Genomic DNA, 18799 nt, shown 5'->3' on the forward strand with positions numbered 1-18799 from the left:
TCAGGAAAAAGCGGGGCCCCGGATCAAGTCCGGGGCGATGATCATTTCGGAAGGATCGGCGGCGAATAATCCGTGGCGGTCATGAACACGCTGTCGACCTTGGTCACCAGCTTGCCCGTGGCCTCAGAGGCGGCGACGACCTTTTGCCACTCAGGATCCTTCCCGAACGCCGCCCAGTCCGCGTCGCGCGCCGCGCGGCTCGGATAGGCGAGCACGTACACCACCCGTCCTTCCGGCGCAGCCTCGGTGGCGATCTCGTTCCAATACGCGACATTGGTCATGCCGTGCTTCGCGAACAGCCCCAGCGTGTGCTCGCGGAAGCGCGCATTGAGCGCCGCCGCCTTGCCCGGCGCCGGGTAATAGGTGCGCAGCTCATAGACCGCAGTCTTCGGATCGAGCTTCGCCGGCTCGGCCTGCGCCGCCGCGCCGGCCAGCACCGCCGCCACACTCGCCCACAATATCCGTCGCATCCTGCCCCTCCTTCTCTTTCTGGCCAACCTTTCGTCCGTAAATCGTTGATCGGACAAGCCCCCAGCCCTTTCTCTCGCACAAAGAAGAGCTTAACCTCGATCGTGCCCGATGATCGGGCTGGAGGATGTCCGATGCTTCGTCTGCTCGCTGTCGCCGCCGCGCTGACGCTGGTCGCCTCGCCGGTCGCCGCCGCGCCGTGCAAGGATCCGAAGACCGGCAAGTTCGTCAAATGCCCGCCCGCCAAAGCGACGCGCTGCAAGACCGCCAATGGCAAGTTCGCCAAATGCGGCACGCCCGGCGCGCGTCCGGTCGGCTGACGCGCGGCGCACGACGCGCTACACCGGCGGGCATGACCGATACGCACATCCTCATGCCCGCCCCGATGCCCGCCGCGGTGATCGCCGCGCTCGACGCGCGCTTCACGCTGCACCGTTTGTGGGAGCAGCCCGACGCCGACGCCTTCATCGCCGAGCATGGCGCGGCGATCCGCGGGCTGGCCGCCAACACGCTCGCCGGGCGGGTCGATGCGGCGCTGTTCGACCGGCTGCCCGCGCTGGAGATCGTCGCCAATTTCGGGGTCGGCTATGACAATATCGACGCAGCGGCGGCGGCGGCGCGCGGGATCGTGGTCACCAACACGCCCGGCGTGCTCGACGCCGAAGTCGCCGATCTTGCGCTCGGGCTGCTACTCGCGACGGTCCGGCGCCTGCCGCAGGCGGACCGCTATGTGCGCGAGGGGCGCTGGGAGCAGGCGCCCTTCCCGCTCTCGCCGACGCTGCGCGGGCGCACGGTCGGCATCCTCGGGCTGGGCGCGATCGGGCAGCAGATCGCGCGCCGGCTGGAGGGGTTCAATGTCGCGATCGCCTATCACCAGCGCACGCGCCGCGACGACGTGGCCTATGCCTACCATGACAGCCCGGTCGCGCTCGCACATGCGAGCGACGTGCTGATCGCGATCGTGCCGGGCGGCGCGTCGACGCGGCATTTGGTGAATGCAGAAGTGCTGGAGGCGCTGGGCAAGCAAGGCATCTTCATCAACGTCGCGCGCGGCAGCGTTTCCGACGAGGCCGCGCTGATCGCCGCGCTGCGCGAGGGAACGATCCTCGCCGCCGGGCTGGACGTCTATGCCGACGAGCCGCACGTCCCGGCCGAATTGCGTGCGATGGACAATGTCGTGCTGCTGCCGCACCTCGGCTCGGCCTCCGCACAGACCCGCGCGGCGATGGGGCAGTTGGTGGTCGATAACCTCATCAGCTGGTTCGACACCGGCGCGGCGCTAACCCCGGTGCCCGAAACCGCCTGACCCACGAAATGGGGAGCAGCGCGCCTGGCGCTGCTCCCCGATCCGCTTACGCGCGCGGCGCGGCCGGCGCGGGCGGCACCTGCCCGTTCACCGGCGGCGGCGGCGGCGGAGCGCCGGCACCCGGCGGGGGCGGGGGCGCGCCGGCTCCCGGTGCGGGCGGCGGAGGCGGAGCGCCCGCACCCGGCGGAGGGGGCGGCGGCGCACCGGCTCCCGGCGGCGGAGGCGGCGGGGCACCAGCGCCCGGCGGGGGCGGAGGCGCACCGGCCCCCGGTGCGGGCGGCGGCGGGGGCGGCGGCGGCGCGCCGACCTCGCGCACCCCGCCCTGATCGGCGAGGAAGCGCGCGCGCAACTGCCCGTCGTCGAAGCGACCCTGCACAAGCACCGGCGCACCCTTGGTCAGCGTGCCCGCGCCCCGGCCAGCATCGACCAGCGTCCGCCCGCTCGCATCCTCCACCAGAAAGCGCGTGCCATAGACACCCGCGACCCGCCCACGCACCGTCACGATGCCGCTGGTCGCGGGCAATTTGGCGATTGCGGTCGGGACGGTCGGCGCCATTTCGACACTCGGTCGGGTCAGCTGCACCGCGCCCGCGCCGCCCGCCGCCCCCATGGCCAGCAACGCGGCACCGCCGAACGCGAGACGCTGCCCGCGCGACAGATGTGGGATCATCGAAGCCTTCATCACTCACTCCTCTTCGGGTTGATGAGCGATGGTTAGGCGCAAGCCCTGCCACCCGCGCTGAACCGGATCGTTCAGTTTCGGTTTAAGCGATCGGCATAGGGCTGGCGTGTGAAGGAAGGGGCAAGATGCGCATCCTGCTGGTCGAGGACGACCGCGATCTCGGGCCGGCGATCGCGCGCGCGCTACGCGAGGAGAAGTTCGCGGTCGATGTCGCCGATAACGGCATCGACGCCGCGCATCTCGGCGAGACCGAGCGGTTCGACGCCGCGGTGCTCGACCTCGGCCTGCCGGGGCGCGACGGCATCTCGGTGCTCAAGGCGTGGCGTGACGCGCACCGTGACCTGCCGGTGCTGATCCTCACCGCGCGCGACGGCTGGTCGGACAAGGTCGCCGGGTTCAAGGCGGGCGCCGACGACTTTCTCGTCAAACCGTTTCGCGTCGAGGAATTGGTGATGCGGCTCCGCGCGCTGATGCGCCGTGCCGCGGGCCATGCGCAGGCGCGGGTCGCGTGTGGGCCGCTGTCGTTCGATACGCAAACCGGCGTGTTCGAACGCGACGGCCTGCCGCTCAAGCTGACCGCGTTCGAATGGCGCGTGCTGTCGCAGCTGATGCTCCACCGCAATGCGGTGATCGAGCGGCTCGACTTGCTCGAGCGCGTCTACGAGGGCGATGCCGATGTCGATTCGAACAGCCTCGAGGTGATCGTCGGCCGGTTGCGCAAGAAGATCGGCGCGACGCTGATCGAGACGGTGCGCGGACGCGGTTATCGGCTGGTGTGCCCGGCATGACGCGGTGGATGCCGCGATCGTTGCAGGCGCGGATGCTGCTGGTGTCGGCGGTCGCGACGTTGCTGGCGCTGGTGCTGGCGGGCGCGGTGATGGCCGGGCTGCTCGGGCGGTTCGTCACCGAGGGGCTCGACCGCCGGCTCGACGCGCAACTGCTGGTGCTCGCCTCGGTGGTCGATGGCGAGGGGCGCGTCGATCGTGCGCGGTTGACCCAGCGCGTGGCGGCCTTCGGCAGCGATCCCGGCTGGCAATGGCGGATCGCGGGGCCGGACGGCGCGATCGGTGCCGCCGACATTCCGACCCCGCCGGCCGGACCGCCCACGCCGCCCAAGCCCCCCGCCCCGCCCGCTCCACCCGGTCCGCACCCGGTCGAGGCGAAGGCGGCGGACGGCGGTGCGCTCCACGCGCGGACGATCACGTTCAGCACGCGCCGCGGCGACGTGACGTTGACCGCCGCCGCGCCGCGCGCGGTGATCGCGCGTCCGATCGAGGGCGCGCTCGCGCCGCTGCTGATGGCGCTCGCCGGCGTTGCCGCACTGCTGACCGGCGCCTTGCTCGTCCAGCTGCGTGTCGCGCTGCGACCGCTGCGCCGGTTGCGCGAACAGGTCGCGGCGATCCGCACCGGCGCGCGCGAACGGGTCGACGACGACCAGCCCGCCGAACTCGCGCCGCTGGCGAGCGAACTCAACGCGTTGACGGTGGACAACGCCGCGGCGCTCGCGACCGCGCGCGCCTCGGCCGCCAATCTTGCCCATGCACTCAAAACGCCGGTCGCGGCGCTGGCGATCGACCTGCGCGACCAGCCGCGCCTCGCCGCGACGGTCGCGCGGATCGACCGCACGATCCGCCATCATCTCGCCCGCGCCCGCGCCGCCGCGGTGAACCGCCGCGTCGTCACGCCGCTCGCGCCTGCGATCGCGGACATCGCCGCAGTGGTGGAGCGGCTGCACGACGGCCCGCCGCTGACGATCGTGCGCGCGATCGCGGACGATCTCGCGGTCGCGGTCGATGCGCAGGACCTCGACGAACTACTCGGCAACCTCCTCGACAATGCCGCGCGCCATGCCACGTCGCGGATCAGCGTCGTCGCACGGCGTGACGGGCGCAGCGTCGCGGTGAGGATCGCCGACGACGGCCCCGGCATCCCCGCCGACGCCCGCGCGCAGGTGCTGCAACCCGGCACGCGGCTCGACGAGCGTGGCGATGGTCACGGCTTCGGATTGCCGATCGTCGCCGAGCTGGCGGGGCTGTATGGGGGCGGTGTGACGCTGGCGGAAAATGCGCCGCAAGGGCTGCGGGTCACGCTCACGTTACCGGCGGCCTAACCGTCATCCCGGCCTTGATCCGGGATCCCGCTTCTTTCTGCCCCTCGGGGAAGAAGCGGGGCCCCGGATCAAGTCCGGGGCGACGAGAATGGGCAGGAACCGCTCACCATTCGGCGATCGCCTCTCCAGCGCGGATCGGCTGCCCCTCCTGCAACCCTTCACGCAGCCGCGCTCCACCGGGCAGGAACATCACGATCGTCGAGCCATGCTCGAACCACCCCATCTCCGCACCCTTCGTCACCGCGACGTCGCACACCCGCCGCCCCGGCCCATGCTCGCGCAACGTCCGCGCGGTGTCGAGGAAGGTCAACCGGATGCTCGCCACCAGAATCGCCGCGACCGGCACCAGCAGCAGCGCGCGCCCGTCCTTCCCCCGCGCCTCGATCACCGCGCGCTCGTTGCGGCAGAACAGCCGCTCGACGCGGCGCAGCGCGATCGGATTGACGTTCCAGCAATCGCCCGACTGATAGGTCACCGCCTCGACCGTCAAATCGGCGGGCGCATGGAAACGGTGATACATTCCCGCGGTCAGCCGCAGCGTCACGAACCACCCGTCCGCGAACCGCGCCGCCACCGCCGCATCGGGCACCAGCTCTTCGAGACGATACGGAAACCCCTTCACCTGATAGAGTTGCCCGTTCTCCACCCGCCCATGCGCGCCGACGATCGCATCGCACGGGCTCGCCACCACGTTATCACCCGGCGCGAACACCCGCGCCCCGTCGCGCAGCCGCCGGATGAACCCGTCGCGCAGGCTCGCAAACCGCGTCGTCTCGGCATCGCGCAGGTCGACGTCGCAGAAGAACCGCCACGCCGCCAGCGCCGGCTTCGCGACCAACGGATGCTCGATCGCCGCGATCCGCCCGACCATCTTCGTCGCCCAGCGCCGCGGCAGCCGGTTGGTCAGCAGGAAATTGAGGTCTTCCTGCAGCAGCACGCGCATCAGTCCGCTTCGCATTGTCACACCTGCGTCATCGCGGCGCGCGTAGTGGCGCCATGGAGAAAAAGACCCTCGCCGCCGTCGCCGGGCTCGTCGCCGGCACTTTGTTCGCCGCGACCAAGGGCCGCGAGCGGCTCGCGCTGTCGCGCGCCAAGCACCCCGGCCCCGGCGGGCACGTCCGCATGGCCAAGCGCATCGCCGGGCAGATCCCCTATTACGCGCATGTCGAGGAACGCTTCTTCCGCGCCGACGCGTGCGACGCCAACATCGCCGCCCGCCGCCGTGCCGGGTTCGAGCGGCTGGCGGCGCTCTATGCCGAGCGCTTCCCCAAGACACTCGCGCTCACCGCCGAGACGCGCGAGGGGCTGTCCGACCTGCAATTCACCGGCCGCTACCGCGTGCCCTTCCCGTTCGCCGCGACGGTGCGCGAACACCTGCCGGTCGGCGCGTTCATGGCGCGATCGGACGGCGCGTGGCTGACCGATCTCGACGGCAACCGCTTGATCGACCTGACTGGCAGCTACGGCGTCAATCTGTTCGGCAACGACTTCTACAAGGCGACGATGCGCGAGGCGCTCGACACCGCCGAACCGCTCGGCGGGGTGCTGGGCAGCTATCATCCGGTCGTCGCCGACAACGTCCGCCGGCTGCGCGCGCTGTCCGGGCTCGACGAGGTGTCCTTCCACATGTCGGGCACCGAGGCGGTGATGCAGGCAGTGCGGCTGGCGCGCTATCACACCGGCAAGCGCCGGCTGGTGCGCTTCGCGGGCGCGTATCACGGCTGGTGGGGCGAGGTGCAGCCCGGCATCGGCAACCCCGTGCCGGCCGATCACACGCTGACGCTCGCCGACCAGTCCGAGCAGACGCTGGCAGTGCTCGCCCGCCGCAAGGACATCGCCTGCGTGCTGGTCAATCCGTTGCAGGCGCTCCATCCCAACGGTGGCGCGCCAGCGGACAGCCAGTTGGTCGACAGCGCGCGCACCGCAGGGGCCGATCTGCCCGCGTATATCGCATGGCTGCGTCGCCTCTCCGAAACCTGCCGCGCCAACGGCATCGTGCTGATCTTCGATGAAGTCTTCATGGGTTTCCGCCTCGCACCCGGCAGCGTTGCGCGGGCGTGGGGCATCGATCCGGACATGATCGTCTGGGGCAAGACGCTCGGCGGCGGGTTGCCGATCGGCGTGCTGACGGGCCGCGCGGCGCTGATGAAGCGCTGGCGCGACGATCGCCCGGTCGACATCTGCTTCGCACGCGGGACGTTCAACGCGCATCCCTATGTGATGGCCGCGACCGACGCCTTCCTGCGCCGGCTCGACACGCCGGAAGTCGCCGCGCTGTATGACGGCATGACCGAACGCTGGAGCGCGCGCGCCACACGGCTCAACACGATGCTTGCGGAGGCGGGACTGCCGCTGTCGGTCGCGCATCTCGAGACGGTGTGGACGATCCTCTACACCCGCCCGTCGCGCTACAACTGGATGCTGCAATATTACCTCCGCGCCGAGGAGATGGCGCTGTCGTGGGTCGGCACCGGGCGGCTGATCTTCAGCCTCGACATCGACGATGCGCTGTTCGCGCAGATCGCCGCGCGGATCGTCGCGGCGGGGCAGGCGATGCAGGCCGATGGCTGGTGGGACGGGCCGGTTTCGACCAACAAGCAATTGAAGCGACAGGCATTGAAGGAGTCGCTGGCGGCGCGGATCAGGGGCGGGTGATGGGGCGCCTGTCCCCTCCCCACTCCGTCATTCCCGCGCAGGCGGGAATCCAGAACCCATGTCGTTACGGCTCGATCGAGACAGTGGCAGCTACCGTCCCGATCCTCACCAGCCATCGCGCGTCTGGATCCCCGCCTTCGCGGGGATGACGAAGCGAACGGGAAACGGGAGCGACGCCTCCCGTCACCCCCGCCGTTACGCCGCGGCGTGCGTGTCGTCGCTACGCCCGTGCTTGATCAATCGCGCTGGCGCGGTGCGATACAGGCGGAAGTCGCTGAACGGGTCGGTGACGATCTTGGTCGCCCAGACGATCCCCGTCTCCAGATCGCGCTCGATCCACAATTGCCCGACCCGGAACAGGACCGCCGCGACACCGAAGAACAACCACCCGAAGCCGACATGCCGCAGGAAGTCCATCGCCCCCTCGGGCCGCTCCAGCAATCCGAACAGCGTCGGCGACAGTGCCAGCACCACCGGGATCGCCAGCCACAATCCCATCAGCACATATTTGCGCATCAGATTGTAGCCGACCTTCACCTCTTCCTTATATTCGTGGCTGACGCCATTCTCTTCGTCATAGTCTTTCGGCTCGAAGAAGAAATGCCCGGCCTGCCGGCTGGTCATCGCCACGCCCCACGCCAGCAGGCTTGCCAGCGCAGCATCGACGAACAGCAACGCATAAGCGGTGATGAACGTGCACGCGCTGACGAAATGCAGGCTCTGGTTGATCAGATCGTGATGGTAGTAACGATGATCGTCCCAGCGCTGCTCCTTCAACTGCGCGCGGAACCCGGGATTGCCCTGCTCATCCTCGAAACGGAGCTTGCGAAGCGACGGCATCATGCCTTCTCCTTGGCGATGCGGACCAGCGAGAAATGTCCGAACGGCGGGATCGCGCGCCGCTCGGTCAGCGACACGTCGCTGCGGGTCGCGATCCAGTCGGTGTAGAGCGCGAACGGGAAGTCAGTCCGGAAGCCGAGCCGCTCGGTGATCGGCATCAATGCGCGCTCGATCCCGCCGCGCAGTCCCTGTTCGGCGCCGACGCGGGTGGTGATGATGATCTCGCCGCCCGGCCGGCAGACCCGCGCGAATTCATCCAGCGCGCGTCGCGGGTTGGCGACCGCACTCACCACATATTGCGCGACGACGACGTCGAACGACTCGTCCGCATAATCCAGCGCCTCGGCATCGCCGACGCGGATCGCATCGATATTGGTCAGGTTCAGCCGTCTGGTGCGCGCGCGCGCCTTGTCGAGCATATCCTCCGAAATATCGATGCCCGTCACGCGGCTGGTCGCGGCATATTGGGGCAGCGAGATGCCGGTGCCGACCCCGACCTCGAGGATCCGGCCCCCGATCCGGTCCGCGGCCCGGATCGCGGCGGCACGCCCCTGTCGGAACACCGGGCCGAACACCAGATCGTACACCGGCGCCCACCGATCATAGGCCAGCGCCACGCCGGCCGTCGTCATCGTCGCTGTCATTCCCGCCGCTTACCTTCGCTGAAGAACCCCGACCGGGCTCCGGAACCGCGACCCTTGTGCGACGGCGAGGTGTCAGCGTGACGACGTTTGAGTGACGGCCATCGTCACCGAACCGAAATGATAGTGACACATCCGACAGTCAAACCTTTATCTTTCAACTTGATCTGGATCACGGACCCAAGTGCAACGGCCTGACGTTCCGCGGCGCGGGACTTTTCTCCCACGAAAGGAAGCAGCCGATGGCCGTGAAATTCGCCGGAACCATGAACGCGATCAATCGCGGACTCGACGAAACCAAGCCCGCCAAGGGCGTCGACATGATCGAGGATTGGGAGGCTGCGCTTGCCGACGTCGACACGCCCGGTGCGAAGGGCATCCTGCGCGACCTCGGATCGCTGCGCAAGCAACTGGAGAAGGACGAGCCCGACGCCGATCGCGTCCATGCGCTGCTCCATCGGCTCGGCGCGGCGACCACCAAGATCGCCGACAAGGCCGAGAAGTCGCAGGACAAGCTCAAGTCGCTCGGCGAAGCGCTGACCGAGGCGGGCGAAGAGGAACACGACGAGGAGGAGGACGCCGAGGCGGCCGCCGCGCCGAAGCGCGCACGCAAGAAGAAGTAAGATTGGTGGGGGGCTGACACACCACCCCTCTACCGTCGCCCCGGACCTGATCCGGGGCCCCGCTTATCTCCAGCCGTGCGAGAAGAAGAAGCGGGGTCCCGGATCAAGTCCGGGATGACGGACGCTTTACCCCGCGATGCCCAGCGCTTCGGCCACCACCTTGTTGACGATCTTGCCGCCACGCACGTTGACGCCTTCCATCAACCCGGCGTCCGCCTCGGCGGCGGCATAGCCACGATCGGCCAGCGCCAGACCGTAGGGCAAGGTCGCATTGTTGAGCGCGTGGCTCGACGTCAGCGGCACCGCGCCCGGCATGTTCGCGACGCAATAATGGATCACGCCATCGACCTCATAGGTCGGCTCGGCATGGGTGGTGGCATGGCTCGTCTCGAAGCACCCGCCCTGATCGATCGCGACATCGACCAGCACCGCGCGCGGCTTCATCAGCTTCAGCATCGGCCGCGTCACCAGCTTCGGCGCCGAGGCGCCGGGGATCAGCACCGCGCCGATCACCGCATCGGCTTCCGAAATCTCGTGCTCGATCGATTCCAGCGTCGAGACGCGCGTCCGCACGCGGCCCTGGAACAGCTCGTCCAGTTCGCGCAGCCGCGGGATCGAGCGATCGATGATCGTCACCTCCGCGCCCAGCCCAACCGCCATCCGCGCGGCATGGGTGCCGACCACGCCGCCGCCCAGCACGACGATCCGCGCCGGCTGCACGCCGGGGACGCCACCGATCAGCACGCCGCGCCCGCCGTTGACCGCCTTGAGCGCGGTGCCGGCCGCCTCGATCGACAACCGTCCCGCGACCTCGCTCATCGGCGCGAGCAGCGGCAGGTGGCCGCGCGCGTCGACCACCGTCTCATACGCCACCGCGGTCACGCCCGACGCCTGCAGGCCCTTCGCCTGTTCGGGATCGGGCGCGAGATGGAGGTAGGTGAACAGGATCTGGTCCTCGCGCAGCTGCACCCACTCGCCGGGCTGCGGCTCCTTGACCTTCACCACCATCTGCGCGGTCGCGAACACTTCCTCGGCGGTGTCGACGATTCCGGCCCCTGCCGCGCGATAGGCGTCGTCGTCGGCGGCGATCCCGGCGCCCGCGCCGGTCTGGACGATCACCTCATGGCCATGCGCGACATATTCGCGCACCGCGCCCGGGGTCAGGCCGACACGATATTCGTGGTTCTTGATTTCCTTGGGCACGCCGATGCGCATGGGTCCGTCTCCTTAGTCTGCGTGCGATCTAGCATGATCCCGACGGCGGAACCGGGCGAACCGCACGCACGCCAGATGACTTTGCGGCGGATTCCTGCATTACCCGGCGGCATGACGCAGAAAAGCTACGTTCCGGATCGAATCGATCGGCGGTTGATCGCATTGTTGCTCGACAATGCCCGCGCCACCGCCTTCACGCTTGCCGAGGCGATCGGCCGCTCGGCGACCGCGGTCGCGCGGCGGCAGCGCGCGCTGGAGGAGGCCGGGATCATTACCGGCTACGCCGCGCGGCTCGATCTGGCACGGCTCGGCCGCGCAACGACGGTGCACATCAAGGTAACGCTGGAAAGCCAGCGTATCGACGTACTCGACGCCTTCGAGACGGCGATTGCCGCCAGCCCGTCGGTCGTGCGCTGTGACCTGATGTCGGGCAGCTACGATTATCTCATCACCGTACGCGCGCGCGACCTCGCCGATTTCGCGCACATTCATCGCGACGAACTTTCCCGGCTGCCCGGCGTCACGCAAATGGAAAGCGGCTTCGTCCTGCGCGAAGTCGTGGCATCGCGGCTGCCACTTTCCTTGCTTGATTAAGCACATAGCACACCGGATCAACCTTGATCCAAATCACAAAACAGGCCAGCACCTTTACCGGCACTGGCCATAGAAACATTTCGTCTTCATCTTCAGACTTCCGGGCCTTCTACTTCTTAACCAGCGATTCAACAAGTCACGGCAAAGACATTCCCTACTGATCTCGATTGGTCGATTTGCTTCGGTCGGGCGCGGAAGGAACAGAAATGGTCACGTGGTTTCAGCAACATGCGCCGATTCGCGCCAAGTTCACGATCCTGGCGCTGGTGTACGGCGCGCTTTCCGCACTGTCGCTCGGCGCGACGATCGCCGCCGTGCAGGACATGCTGCCTGGAACGATCGCGATCGGCCTGGCGACGGGGGCGCTGGTGGCGGTGCTCGTGGTCGCGCTGACGTCACGCGCGCTGATCTGCGCGCCCTATGTCGCGACCGTGGTGCGGATGGAGGCGCTGGCCGCCAACGACCTCGACACCGCGATCGCCTATACCGACCATCGCGACTGCGTCGGCCGCATGACCAAGGCGATGGAGGTGTTCCGACGCAACGGCAAGGCGCTGGCCAGCGCGGCACAGTCGCAGCAGATGGTGGTCGAGGCGCTCGGCACCGGGCTCGGCCGGCTCGCCGACAACGACCTGACCTACCATATCGAGCAGCCGTTCAGCGCCGATTACGATGCGCTGCGCACCAACTTCAACCGGGCGATGGCGGCGGTGTCGGGCACGATCGCGGCGGTGACGAGCGCGGCCAACGGCATCAACAGCGGCGCGGCGGACATTCGTCAGGCGTCGGACGATCTGTCGCAGCGCACCGAGCAACAGGCCGCCTCGCTGGAGGAGACCGCCGCGGCGATGGACGAGATCACCACCACCGTGCGCGAGACCGCGGCCGGCGCACGCCGCGCCAACGATGCGGTCGGCGACGCGCGCGCCGAGGCGGAAAGCTCGGGCGACGTGGTGCGCCGCGCGGTCGACGCGATGGGCGGGATCGAGCGCGCCTCGTCGGAGATCAGCGAGATCATCAGCGTCATCGACGGCATTGCGTTCCAGACCAACCTGCTGGCGCTCAACGCCGGGGTCGAGGCGGCACGCGCGGGCGACGCGGGCAAGGGCTTCGCGGTCGTCGCCAGCGAGGTTCGCGCGCTCGCGCAGCGGTCGGCCGACGCCGCCAAGGACGTCAAGACCAAGATCCTCGCCTCGTCCGAGCAGGTCGAATCGGGGGTGACGCTGGTCAGCGAGACCGGCAAGGCGCTGCAGCGGATCATCGCGCGCATCGGCGAGATCAGCACGCTCGTCTCGACGATCGCGCAATCCGCCGAGCAGCAGGCGACCGGCTTGCAACAGGTCAACACCGCGGTGTCGGAGATGGACGGCGTCACGCAACAGAATGCCGCAATGGTCGAGGAAGCCACCGCCGCCGCGCGCAGCCTCGCCGAGGAAGCCGATCGCCTGACCCGCGAAGTTTCGCGCTTCCGCACCGCGACGACGATGCGGCCGGTCCTTGCCGCGGCGCCCCCCGCTGCGTCGGTCCACGATCTTCAGACGCGCGCCGCCCAGGCTGGCCGCGACCTCGCCCGGACGGTGCGTCGCCCCGTGACCGGTACGCGCGGAACGGCGCTGGCGGTCGCCGATGACGACTGGTCGGAATTCTAGGTGGCAGGGCGGCCCGCCGCATCCTGCGACGGGCCGCCCAAGACCGGCCGGCGGGGCGTCGCCCCGACCGACGACGCAGCTCTGCCGCGGCGGGCATCGCGTTCCTTTCGTCATTCCCGCGCAGGCGGGAATCCAGACGCGCAGGTCCGTCGATAGAAGCGCAACCGTCAGCGTCTCTGGATCCCGCCACCGCGGCAATGACGGGAGTGCCGCTATCCCCGTCCCGCCGCATAGATCGCATCGAGCACCCGCGCCGTCGCGACATGGTCCTCCGCCGCCGCATCGAACCGCGCGCCGGCCGCCAGCCGCTCCGCCCAGTCGACCGCCGCGCGCCCGCCCCAATCGTCGGGCGGCACTGCCAGCGTCTCGCGCGCGGTGCCGCGGAAATGCTCGGCGGTGAAGTCGTAGAACGAGCCGCCGACGTTGCGCAGCGCCGCACCGCCTTCGGTGCCGTAAAAGGCCGCCTCGATCACCGCATCCTGCCCGGCGTTGAGCCGCCACGAACAGGCCAGCCGCACCACGACGCCGTTGTCGAGCCGCACCGTCGCCGCCGCATAATCCTCGACCGCCGCCGCGGTGACCGGCGCGCCGCTCGCATACAGCGCGGCGTCCACATGCTCGGCAACCGCGCCGGGATTGAGCCACAGGGCCAGGTCGGCGAGGTGGATACCGAGATCCATGACACATCCGCCGCCGGACCGCGCACGGTCGTAGAACCATGGCTTGTCCGGCCCATAGGCATTGTGGAAGGTCAGATCGATCGCGAACACACGCCCCAGCGCGCCGCCCCGCACCAGCGGCGCGATCGCGCGCATCCCCGCGGTATGGCGATAGGACAGATCGACCCCCAGCAAGCGGTCGGCGCGCCGGGCCGCCGCCACCACCGCTTCGTTCTCGGCGGCATCGCGGCCAAGCGGCTTCTGGCAGAACACCGCCACCCCCGCCTCCAGCGCCGCGATCGACTGCGCGGCGTGCAGCGCGCTCGGACTGGCGATCACCACCCCGTCGAGCCCGAGCGCCAGCATCTCGTCCAGCGACGCGCAGACCTGCGCGGCGGGCGCGTCCTGCACCGCCGCAGCGACCATCTCCGGCGACGGATCGCTGATCGCGACCGCCTCGACCGCCCCGCTGCCGACCATCGCCGCCATCCGGTGCCGCCCGATCCAGCCAGTGCCGAGGAAACCGATGCGGGGTTTGCTGTGGGTCATGCGTGCGTATCCTGAACTATATTCGTCATTCACGCGAAGGCGGGAATCCAGAACCCATGCCGTGTCGACAGAATAGCGCCGTCAGCGTGTCTGGATTCCCGCCTTCGCGGGAATGACGGAGTTGGTGTGCCTGTGGCCCCGCCTCAGAACGTCACCACCGCCTTCACGAACCCGGCGGGCTTGTCGCGCGTCGCCGCGACCGCCTCGTTCAATTCGGCCAACGAGAAGCGATGCGTCAGCAGCGCGGCGAGATCGACCCGCCCGCCGGCCACCGCCGCCACTGCCTCGTTGAGCCCGCGCAAATTCACCCGCGGGTCGCGTTCGTGCGCGTTGATCACGTCGATCCCCTTCCAGTTCCAGTCCTGCATGTTCACCTGCCGCGCGCCGTCCTGATGATAGCCGGCGACCACCAGCCGCCCGCCGAACCCGACGATCGCCGAGGCGAGGTCGAGCGGCCATTGTTTGCCGACCGCCTCGATCACCCGTTCGCACAGCGCTTCGCCCGTCAATTGCCTGACCCGCTCGATGATCGCCCAGTGATCGTCCATCGCGATCGTCTCGGCCGCGCCGTTCGCGCGCGCCAGCGCCAGCGATTCCGCGCGCCGCGAGATCGCGATCACCCGTGCCCCCGCGTCGCTTGCCAGCTTGGTCAGCACCGCGCCGAGAAAGCCGATCCCGACGATCGCCACCGTCTGCCCGGGCAGCACGTCGGCGCGGCGAAAGATGTTCATCGCGCACGCCAGCGGCTCGCCCGGAAACGCCTGCCCGTCGAGCGCGGGCGGCAGCCGCACCAACTGGTCGACCGCCGCCACGTCATAGGGCGCGAAGCTGTGCCCGGACAGCATCGTCACCCGCTCGCCGATCGCGACATCGGTGACACCCTCGCCCAGCGCATCGACGACGCCCCAGCCCTCATGCCCCATCCCGCCCGCTTCGTTCGGATAGGTCGACCACGGCTGCCCTTCCCACGGCTCGACGTTCGACGCGCACACGCCGCATCCCTCCAGCCGCACGCGCACCTCGCCCGCGCCGGGCTGCGGCACCGGCGCCTCGCGCACCTCGAACCGACCCGGCGCCACCAGCACCGCGGCGGGCATCATGCTTCCATTACCGTGCGACAATCGTTAAACTTTCCATGAATGAACCGCGTGATCTGAACGGCGCGCTCGCCGATAACATCCATCGCCTCGCCGAGCGCCAGCGCCGCGTCGAGGCCGACGCGCCGTGGTCGGACCGGCTCGCGGGCCGGATCACCGGCTTCACCGGGTCGATGACCTTCGTCGCACTGCACCTGACCTTCTTCGGCGGCTGGATCGTGTGGAACCTGTGGCTGACACCCAAGTTCGACCCGACCTTCGTCGTCCTGGCGATGATCGCGTCGGTGGAGGCGATCTTCCTGTCCACCTTCGTCCTCATCAGCCAGAACCGCATGGCCGCGCAGGCGCAGGCGCGCGCCGACCTCGACCTGCACATCAACCTGCTCGCCGAACACGAACTGTCGCGCCTGACCGCGCTGGTCCGGCAGATCGCCGAACGCGTCGGGGTCACGCCCCCCGACGACATTCCGGAGATCGAACGCGACGTCCGCGCCGAGGACGTGCTCGACACGCTCGACCGCGTTACGCCACCGCCTTCTGGCTCGTGACCGCGGCGGGCGCGTAGCGGTCGATCATACACGCGCAGAAATCAGCGAACGCCTGCGGATCACGCGCCGCGCTGGTGTGATGCGGCTGGATGCCGAGATGCTCGGGCGTAAAGCAGAAGGTGACGGTCGTGTCGAACTCGGCGAGCGCCTCCATCTGCCGATCGAACCAGTCGACCGCATTGGGGCGGAAGCTGTCGGCCCAGCTCAATCCGGTGCGCAGCTTCTTCGTCCCCAGTCGCTTCATCCACGTCACCGCATCGTCGAGCCGCGAGTCCTCGAAGTGGAACCATTGCATCAGCCCCATCTCCGACGCGACCTTGGCATAGCTGTCGAGCGACGGCTTGGGCGTCCCGTCCTCGCGGATCAGCCCCATGTAGAAGTGCCGGTAATAGCTCGATCCCTCCGCCTCGCGGTGGCGCGTGGTCGCACCCCATTCCTGCGGCAGGTCGAACAGCGAGTACCAATAGATGCGCGGCACGCGCCCGATCAGCAGCTCGGCGGTCTTTTCGACCCCGAACACCTGCACCTCCTCGGCGCCGAACGAGCCGACCCCGACCTCGGTCACCCACACCGGCTTGTCGGTCACCGCCTCGATCTCGGCGATCTTGGCGGGCCAGTCGTGGATCGACCACAGGTTCCAGTCGAGCGGGAAGCCGTGCACCGCGATCACGTCGACCGCGTCGAGGCACCCGTGCCCCTCCAGCCGCTTCACCCACAGCGGGTCGATCGGCGACATGCCCCCCAGCACGCGCGTCACCGCCGGATTGACCGCCGCGATCGACGCGCCCGCACGCTTCACGGTGTCGGCGAACAGCGACCAGTCGGGGTCGACCTCCGGATCCCAGTGCGACTTGTTGTTCGGCTCGTTCCAGATCATCGCGGCTTCGATCACGCGCGCACTCCCCCCTTGAATGGATAGACCGCCGCCGGCCCGTGCTCCGCAAAGGGCACGTCGCTGATGCGGCAGAGATAGACGTCGTCCTGCGGATGCGCGGTCACCGTGAAGCCGGCGGCGCGCAGCATCGCTTCCGAACAGGCGCGGTTGGGCGCCCACCAATTGGTCCAGTCGCCCGCGAACTTGCGCTCGATGAAGTGCAGCTTCGGATAATCGCGGTCGTCGAAATAGTCGGGCGGGGTCCAGGTGCCGGGCACGTAGAAGGGATGATCCTCCGGCACCTGCGCATCGTCTTTCGACCCCTGCTGCATCGTCTGGAACAGCATCAGACCGCCCGCGACATGCTCGCGGATCAGGTCGAGCGCCAGCAGCGGATGCCGCAGATGGTAGAGCACACCCATGAAGATCACGAGGTCGAACCGCTCGCCGAGCTGCGCGACGTCATAGACCGACAGGTTGCGGAACTCGACGCTGTCGCCGAAGCCCAGCGCCTCGCTCGCCAGCCGCGCCTGCGCGAGATAGCGGTCGTCGGAATCGATCCCGACCACCCGCGCCGCGCCGCGTCGCTTCATCTCGACCGAATAGAAGCCGGCGTTGCAGCCGATATCGAGCACAGTCTTGCCAGTCAGATCCTCCGGCAGGCAGACGCCGAACTCGGCGAACTTGTTGCCGGGATAATCGAGCAGAAAGTGATCGGGCGCGGTCTGCACGCCACCGGGCAGATGAATGTTGTGAAACCATGGGGCGAGTTCGGCGACCCGCGCGCGCAAATCTTCGGTCATCGATCCCCCGTCACCCTTCGACAGCATCAACTATCCTTCGACGGGCGCGTTCCACCCGCTTGATCTCGCTCAACTTAATAGTTCGGAACCGCCGCCGGGGTGTGCGGCGTTTGCGGCGGCATGAGCGATCACGGCTGGACCCGGGCGATGCGCGAGGAGCGCTACGAGGACGCCTGGGCGATCGAGCGGGACGTGCTTGCCGCACGCGATCCCGCGACGCGCGACGATCCGGCGCTCCCTTATCACCAGCGCTGGGTGTGGGACGGCGGGCCGGTCGAGGATCGCGCCGTGCTGGTGCGCTGCTATCACGGGCTCGGCGACACGCTGCAATTCGCGCGCTTCCTTCCGGTGCTGGCGCAGCGTGCGCGATCGGTGACCGTCGAGGCCCCGGCGCGGCTCCACGCCTTGCTGCACTTCCCCGGCGTCACGCTCGCCACGTTCGACGTCGCGCATCCGCTGCCGCCGTCGGCGTGCGACATCGAGATCACCGAGCTTCCCGCCGCGCTCCGCTGCACGCCACGTGACGTTCCCGTCCCCTATCTGAACGCCGCGCCCGCCCCGCTTGCCGACGACACGATCGGGTTGTGCTGGCAGGCCGGCGACTGGGATGCCGAACGCTGGGTGCCGCCCGCGCTGCTCGCACCGATCGCGTCGCGGCACGCGTGCCTGTCGCTGGTCAGCGCGCCGACCACGCTGACCGTCATCAACCCCGAAGGCTGCCCGTTCGATCTCACCGCGACCGCCGCGCTCGTCGCGGGTTGCGCGCTGGTCATCACCGTCGACACGATGATCGCCCATCTCGCCGGCGCGCTCGGTCGCCCGACATGGCTGCTGCTCAAGGCCGCGCCCGACTGGCGCTGGGACCCGGCCCGCCGCGACAGCGCCTGGTATCCGCACACCCGCCTCTATGCGCAGCCGACCGCAGGCGACTGGCAGACGCCACTCGCCGCCATCGCGCGCGATCTCGACATGATTCAAGGAGAAGACCATGGCCAGCCTCCCCAGCCCGTCCGTGCCCGTGTCCTGGGGTGAGTTGCTCGACAAGATCACGATCCTCGAGATCAAGCAGCACCGCATCGATCGCGCCGACGCGCGCGCCAATGTCGCGCGCGAACATTCGCTGTTGTCGCGGATCGGCGCGGGGGTGCTCGGGCAGGACGCGGTCGCCTCGCTCTATGCGCGACTGAAGTCGGTCAACGAGGACCTGTGGGAGATCGAGGACGCGATCCGCCGCGAGGAAGCCGCGCGCAGCTTCGGTGGCGAGTTCATCCGGCTGGCCCGCGCCGTCTACGTCAAGAACGATGAGCGCGCCGCGCTGAAGCGCGCGATCAACGTCGCACTGGAATCGGACTTGATCGAAGAGAAGAGCTATGCGGCGGTGAATTGATTTTTGACACAGCCGCCGCGTGCGCGGGGCGACAACACCGCTAGATCAGACAGCCATGGGCCCCTGCGAAGGCAGGGGCCCATGTCTCTCAAGTCGGTC

At 68.8% G+C, this 18799-nt stretch carries 21 protein-coding genes; 11 read left to right on the forward strand and 10 right to left on the reverse strand.

The annotated features are described in order from the left end of the window. Positions 1–41: 41 nt before the first annotated feature. Positions 42–470, reverse strand: coding sequence for an NIPSNAP family protein (locus tag PGN12_15985; protein MEH3105387.1), 429 nt, complete (start codon positions 468–470; stop codon positions 42–44). Positions 471–602: 132 nt separating this feature from the next. Between PGN12_15985 and PGN12_15990 the strand changes: the two genes are divergently transcribed. Next, complete coding sequence (locus PGN12_15990; protein MEH3105388.1) at positions 603–788, forward strand: hypothetical protein; 186 nt, start codon at positions 603–605, stop codon at positions 786–788. 32 nt (positions 789–820) lie between these two features. Further along, the gene (locus PGN12_15995) at positions 821–1774 is read left to right on the forward strand and encodes a 2-hydroxyacid dehydrogenase (GenBank protein MEH3105389.1); all 954 of its coding nucleotides are present in this window, start codon (positions 821–823) and stop codon (positions 1772–1774) included. 46 nt (positions 1775–1820) lie between these two features. Here the strand turns inward: PGN12_15995 and PGN12_16000 are convergent, their stop codons facing one another. Then, a complete protein-coding gene (locus PGN12_16000) occupies positions 1821–2456 on the reverse strand; it encodes a hypothetical protein (GenBank protein ID MEH3105390.1) in 636 nt (211 codons plus the stop codon). A gap of 125 nt (positions 2457–2581) precedes the next feature. Between PGN12_16000 and PGN12_16005 the strand changes: the two genes are divergently transcribed. Both PGN12_16005 and PGN12_16010 read left to right on the forward strand, forming a co-directional pair. After that, positions 2582–3244: a response regulator transcription factor gene (locus tag PGN12_16005; GenBank protein MEH3105391.1), complete on the forward strand. Its 663-nt coding sequence runs from the start codon at positions 2582–2584 to the stop codon at positions 3242–3244. Continuing rightward, positions 3241–4566, forward strand: coding sequence for a HAMP domain-containing sensor histidine kinase (locus PGN12_16010; protein ID MEH3105392.1), 1326 nt, complete (start codon positions 3241–3243; stop codon positions 4564–4566). Before PGN12_16005 ends, PGN12_16010 begins: the two co-directional genes overlap by 4 nt. Before the next feature lie 103 nt (positions 4567–4669). Here the strand turns inward: PGN12_16010 and asd are convergent, their stop codons facing one another. Continuing rightward, positions 4670–5509, reverse strand: a complete 840-nt coding sequence (gene asd, locus PGN12_16015; protein ID MEH3105393.1) for an archaetidylserine decarboxylase — start codon at positions 5507–5509, stop codon at positions 4670–4672. 53 nt (positions 5510–5562) lie between these two features. Here asd and PGN12_16020 point away from each other — a divergent pair, with 53 nt between their 5' ends. Further along, positions 5563–7221: an aminotransferase class III-fold pyridoxal phosphate-dependent enzyme gene (locus PGN12_16020; GenBank protein ID MEH3105394.1), complete on the forward strand. Its 1659-nt coding sequence runs from the start codon at positions 5563–5565 to the stop codon at positions 7219–7221. A gap of 195 nt (positions 7222–7416) precedes the next feature. Here the strand turns inward: PGN12_16020 and PGN12_16025 are convergent, their stop codons facing one another. Together PGN12_16025 and PGN12_16030 are read right to left on the reverse strand one after the other, a co-directional pair. Then, on the reverse strand, positions 7417–8064 hold the full coding sequence (locus PGN12_16025) for a hypothetical protein (GenBank protein ID MEH3105395.1): 648 nt from the start codon (positions 8062–8064) through the stop codon (positions 7417–7419). After that, positions 8061–8693, reverse strand: coding sequence for a class I SAM-dependent methyltransferase (locus tag PGN12_16030; protein ID MEH3105396.1), 633 nt, complete (start codon positions 8691–8693; stop codon positions 8061–8063). Before PGN12_16030 ends, PGN12_16025 begins: the two co-directional genes overlap by 4 nt. A gap of 251 nt (positions 8694–8944) precedes the next feature. On the opposite strand from PGN12_16030, the gene PGN12_16035 reads away from it, so the two are divergent. Beyond that, positions 8945–9325 carry a hypothetical protein gene (locus PGN12_16035; protein MEH3105397.1) on the forward strand — a complete coding sequence of 127 codons (381 nt, stop codon included), beginning with the start codon at positions 8945–8947 and terminating at the stop codon, positions 9323–9325. Between the two features lie 126 nt (positions 9326–9451). Here the strand turns inward: PGN12_16035 and ald are convergent, their stop codons facing one another. Further along, positions 9452–10540 (reverse strand): alanine dehydrogenase, encoded by a 1089-nt coding sequence (gene ald, locus PGN12_16040; protein ID MEH3105398.1) that lies wholly within the window; start codon positions 10538–10540, stop codon positions 9452–9454. On the opposite strand from ald, the gene PGN12_16045 reads away from it, so the two are divergent. Then, entirely contained in the window at positions 10505–11134 is a 630-nt protein-coding gene (locus tag PGN12_16045; protein MEH3105399.1) for an Lrp/AsnC family transcriptional regulator, read from the forward strand. The two genes, ald and PGN12_16045, sit on opposite strands and share 36 nt — an antisense overlap. Before the next feature lie 206 nt (positions 11135–11340). Further along, positions 11341–12783 carry a methyl-accepting chemotaxis protein gene (locus PGN12_16050; GenBank protein MEH3105400.1) on the forward strand — a complete coding sequence of 481 codons (1443 nt, stop codon included), beginning with the start codon at positions 11341–11343 and terminating at the stop codon, positions 12781–12783. Positions 12784–12995: 212 nt separating this feature from the next. Here PGN12_16050 and PGN12_16055 read toward each other — a convergent pair whose 3' ends face one another. Both PGN12_16055 and PGN12_16060 read right to left on the reverse strand, forming a co-directional pair. Beyond that, complete coding sequence (locus tag PGN12_16055; GenBank protein ID MEH3105401.1) at positions 12996–13991, reverse strand: Gfo/Idh/MocA family oxidoreductase; 996 nt, start codon at positions 13989–13991, stop codon at positions 12996–12998. 143 nt (positions 13992–14134) lie between these two features. Next, the gene (locus PGN12_16060; protein MEH3105402.1) at positions 14135–15088 is read right to left on the reverse strand and encodes a zinc-binding dehydrogenase; all 954 of its coding nucleotides are present in this window, start codon (positions 15086–15088) and stop codon (positions 14135–14137) included. A 38-nt stretch (positions 15089–15126) separates the two neighbouring features. On the opposite strand from PGN12_16060, the gene PGN12_16065 reads away from it, so the two are divergent. Further along, entirely contained in the window at positions 15127–15636 is a 510-nt protein-coding gene (locus PGN12_16065) for a DUF1003 domain-containing protein (protein ID MEH3105403.1), read from the forward strand. Here the strand turns inward: PGN12_16065 and PGN12_16070 are convergent. Both PGN12_16070 and PGN12_16075 read right to left on the reverse strand, forming a co-directional pair. Beyond that, positions 15611–16528, reverse strand: coding sequence for a glycosyl hydrolase (locus PGN12_16070; GenBank protein ID MEH3105404.1), 918 nt, complete (start codon positions 16526–16528; stop codon positions 15611–15613). The two genes, PGN12_16065 and PGN12_16070, sit on opposite strands and share 26 nt — an antisense overlap. After that, the gene (locus PGN12_16075) at positions 16525–17313 is read right to left on the reverse strand and encodes a TIGR04290 family methyltransferase (GenBank protein MEH3105405.1); all 789 of its coding nucleotides are present in this window, start codon (positions 17311–17313) and stop codon (positions 16525–16527) included. Before PGN12_16075 ends, PGN12_16070 begins: the two co-directional genes overlap by 4 nt. Before the next feature lie 120 nt (positions 17314–17433). On the opposite strand from PGN12_16075, the gene PGN12_16080 reads away from it, so the two are divergent. Both PGN12_16080 and PGN12_16085 read left to right on the forward strand, forming a co-directional pair. Further along, on the forward strand, positions 17434–18345 hold the full coding sequence (locus PGN12_16080) for a hypothetical protein (protein MEH3105406.1): 912 nt from the start codon (positions 17434–17436) through the stop codon (positions 18343–18345). Then, positions 18302–18700 (forward strand): DUF6165 family protein, encoded by a 399-nt coding sequence (locus PGN12_16085; protein ID MEH3105407.1) that lies wholly within the window; start codon positions 18302–18304, stop codon positions 18698–18700. The genes PGN12_16080 and PGN12_16085 overlap by 44 nt, the downstream gene beginning before the upstream one ends. Positions 18701–18799: the final 99 nt, after the last annotated feature.

It is taken from the genome of Sphingomonas phyllosphaerae, assembly GCA_036946405.1.
In the GTDB taxonomy this organism is placed as follows: domain Bacteria; phylum Pseudomonadota; class Alphaproteobacteria; order Sphingomonadales; family Sphingomonadaceae; genus Sphingomonas; species Sphingomonas phyllosphaerae_D.

What these genes read in the sequence shown, in the direction of transcription:
- PGN12_16035 (MEH3105397.1), top strand. Translation starts at nt 8,945, where the DNA reads ATGGCCGTGAAATTCGCCGGAACCATGAACGCGATCAATCGCGGACTC.
- PGN12_16025 (MEH3105395.1), bottom strand. Translation starts at nt 8,064, where the DNA reads ATGATGCCGTCGCTTCGCAAGCTCCGTTTCGAGGATGAGCAGGGCAAT.
- PGN12_15985 (MEH3105387.1), bottom strand. Translation starts at nt 470, where the DNA reads ATGCGACGGATATTGTGGGCGAGTGTGGCGGCGGTGCTGGCCGGCGCG.
- PGN12_16065 (MEH3105403.1), top strand. Translation starts at nt 15,127, where the DNA reads ATGAATGAACCGCGTGATCTGAACGGCGCGCTCGCCGATAACATCCAT.
- PGN12_16085 (MEH3105407.1), top strand. Translation starts at nt 18,302, where the DNA reads ATGGCCAGCCTCCCCAGCCCGTCCGTGCCCGTGTCCTGGGGTGAGTTG.
- PGN12_16000 (MEH3105390.1), bottom strand. Translation starts at nt 2,456, where the DNA reads ATGAAGGCTTCGATGATCCCACATCTGTCGCGCGGGCAGCGTCTCGCG.
- PGN12_16055 (MEH3105401.1), bottom strand. Translation starts at nt 13,991, where the DNA reads ATGACCCACAGCAAACCCCGCATCGGTTTCCTCGGCACTGGCTGGATC.
- PGN12_16050 (MEH3105400.1), top strand. Translation starts at nt 11,341, where the DNA reads ATGGTCACGTGGTTTCAGCAACATGCGCCGATTCGCGCCAAGTTCACG.
- PGN12_15990 (MEH3105388.1), top strand. Translation starts at nt 603, where the DNA reads ATGCTTCGTCTGCTCGCTGTCGCCGCCGCGCTGACGCTGGTCGCCTCG.
- asd (MEH3105393.1), bottom strand. Translation starts at nt 5,509, where the DNA reads ATGCGCGTGCTGCTGCAGGAAGACCTCAATTTCCTGCTGACCAACCGG.
- PGN12_16005 (MEH3105391.1), top strand. Translation starts at nt 2,582, where the DNA reads ATGCGCATCCTGCTGGTCGAGGACGACCGCGATCTCGGGCCGGCGATC.
- PGN12_16075 (MEH3105405.1), bottom strand. Translation starts at nt 17,313, where the DNA reads ATGACCGAAGATTTGCGCGCGCGGGTCGCCGAACTCGCCCCATGGTTT.
- PGN12_16020 (MEH3105394.1), top strand. Translation starts at nt 5,563, where the DNA reads ATGGAGAAAAAGACCCTCGCCGCCGTCGCCGGGCTCGTCGCCGGCACT.
- PGN12_16080 (MEH3105406.1), top strand. Translation starts at nt 17,434, where the DNA reads ATGAGCGATCACGGCTGGACCCGGGCGATGCGCGAGGAGCGCTACGAG.
- PGN12_16010 (MEH3105392.1), top strand. Translation starts at nt 3,241, where the DNA reads ATGACGCGGTGGATGCCGCGATCGTTGCAGGCGCGGATGCTGCTGGTG.
- ald (MEH3105398.1), bottom strand. Translation starts at nt 10,540, where the DNA reads ATGCGCATCGGCGTGCCCAAGGAAATCAAGAACCACGAATATCGTGTC.
- PGN12_16060 (MEH3105402.1), bottom strand. Translation starts at nt 15,088, where the DNA reads ATGCCCGCCGCGGTGCTGGTGGCGCCGGGTCGGTTCGAGGTGCGCGAG.
- PGN12_16030 (MEH3105396.1), bottom strand. Translation starts at nt 8,693, where the DNA reads ATGACGACGGCCGGCGTGGCGCTGGCCTATGATCGGTGGGCGCCGGTG.
- PGN12_15995 (MEH3105389.1), top strand. Translation starts at nt 821, where the DNA reads ATGACCGATACGCACATCCTCATGCCCGCCCCGATGCCCGCCGCGGTG.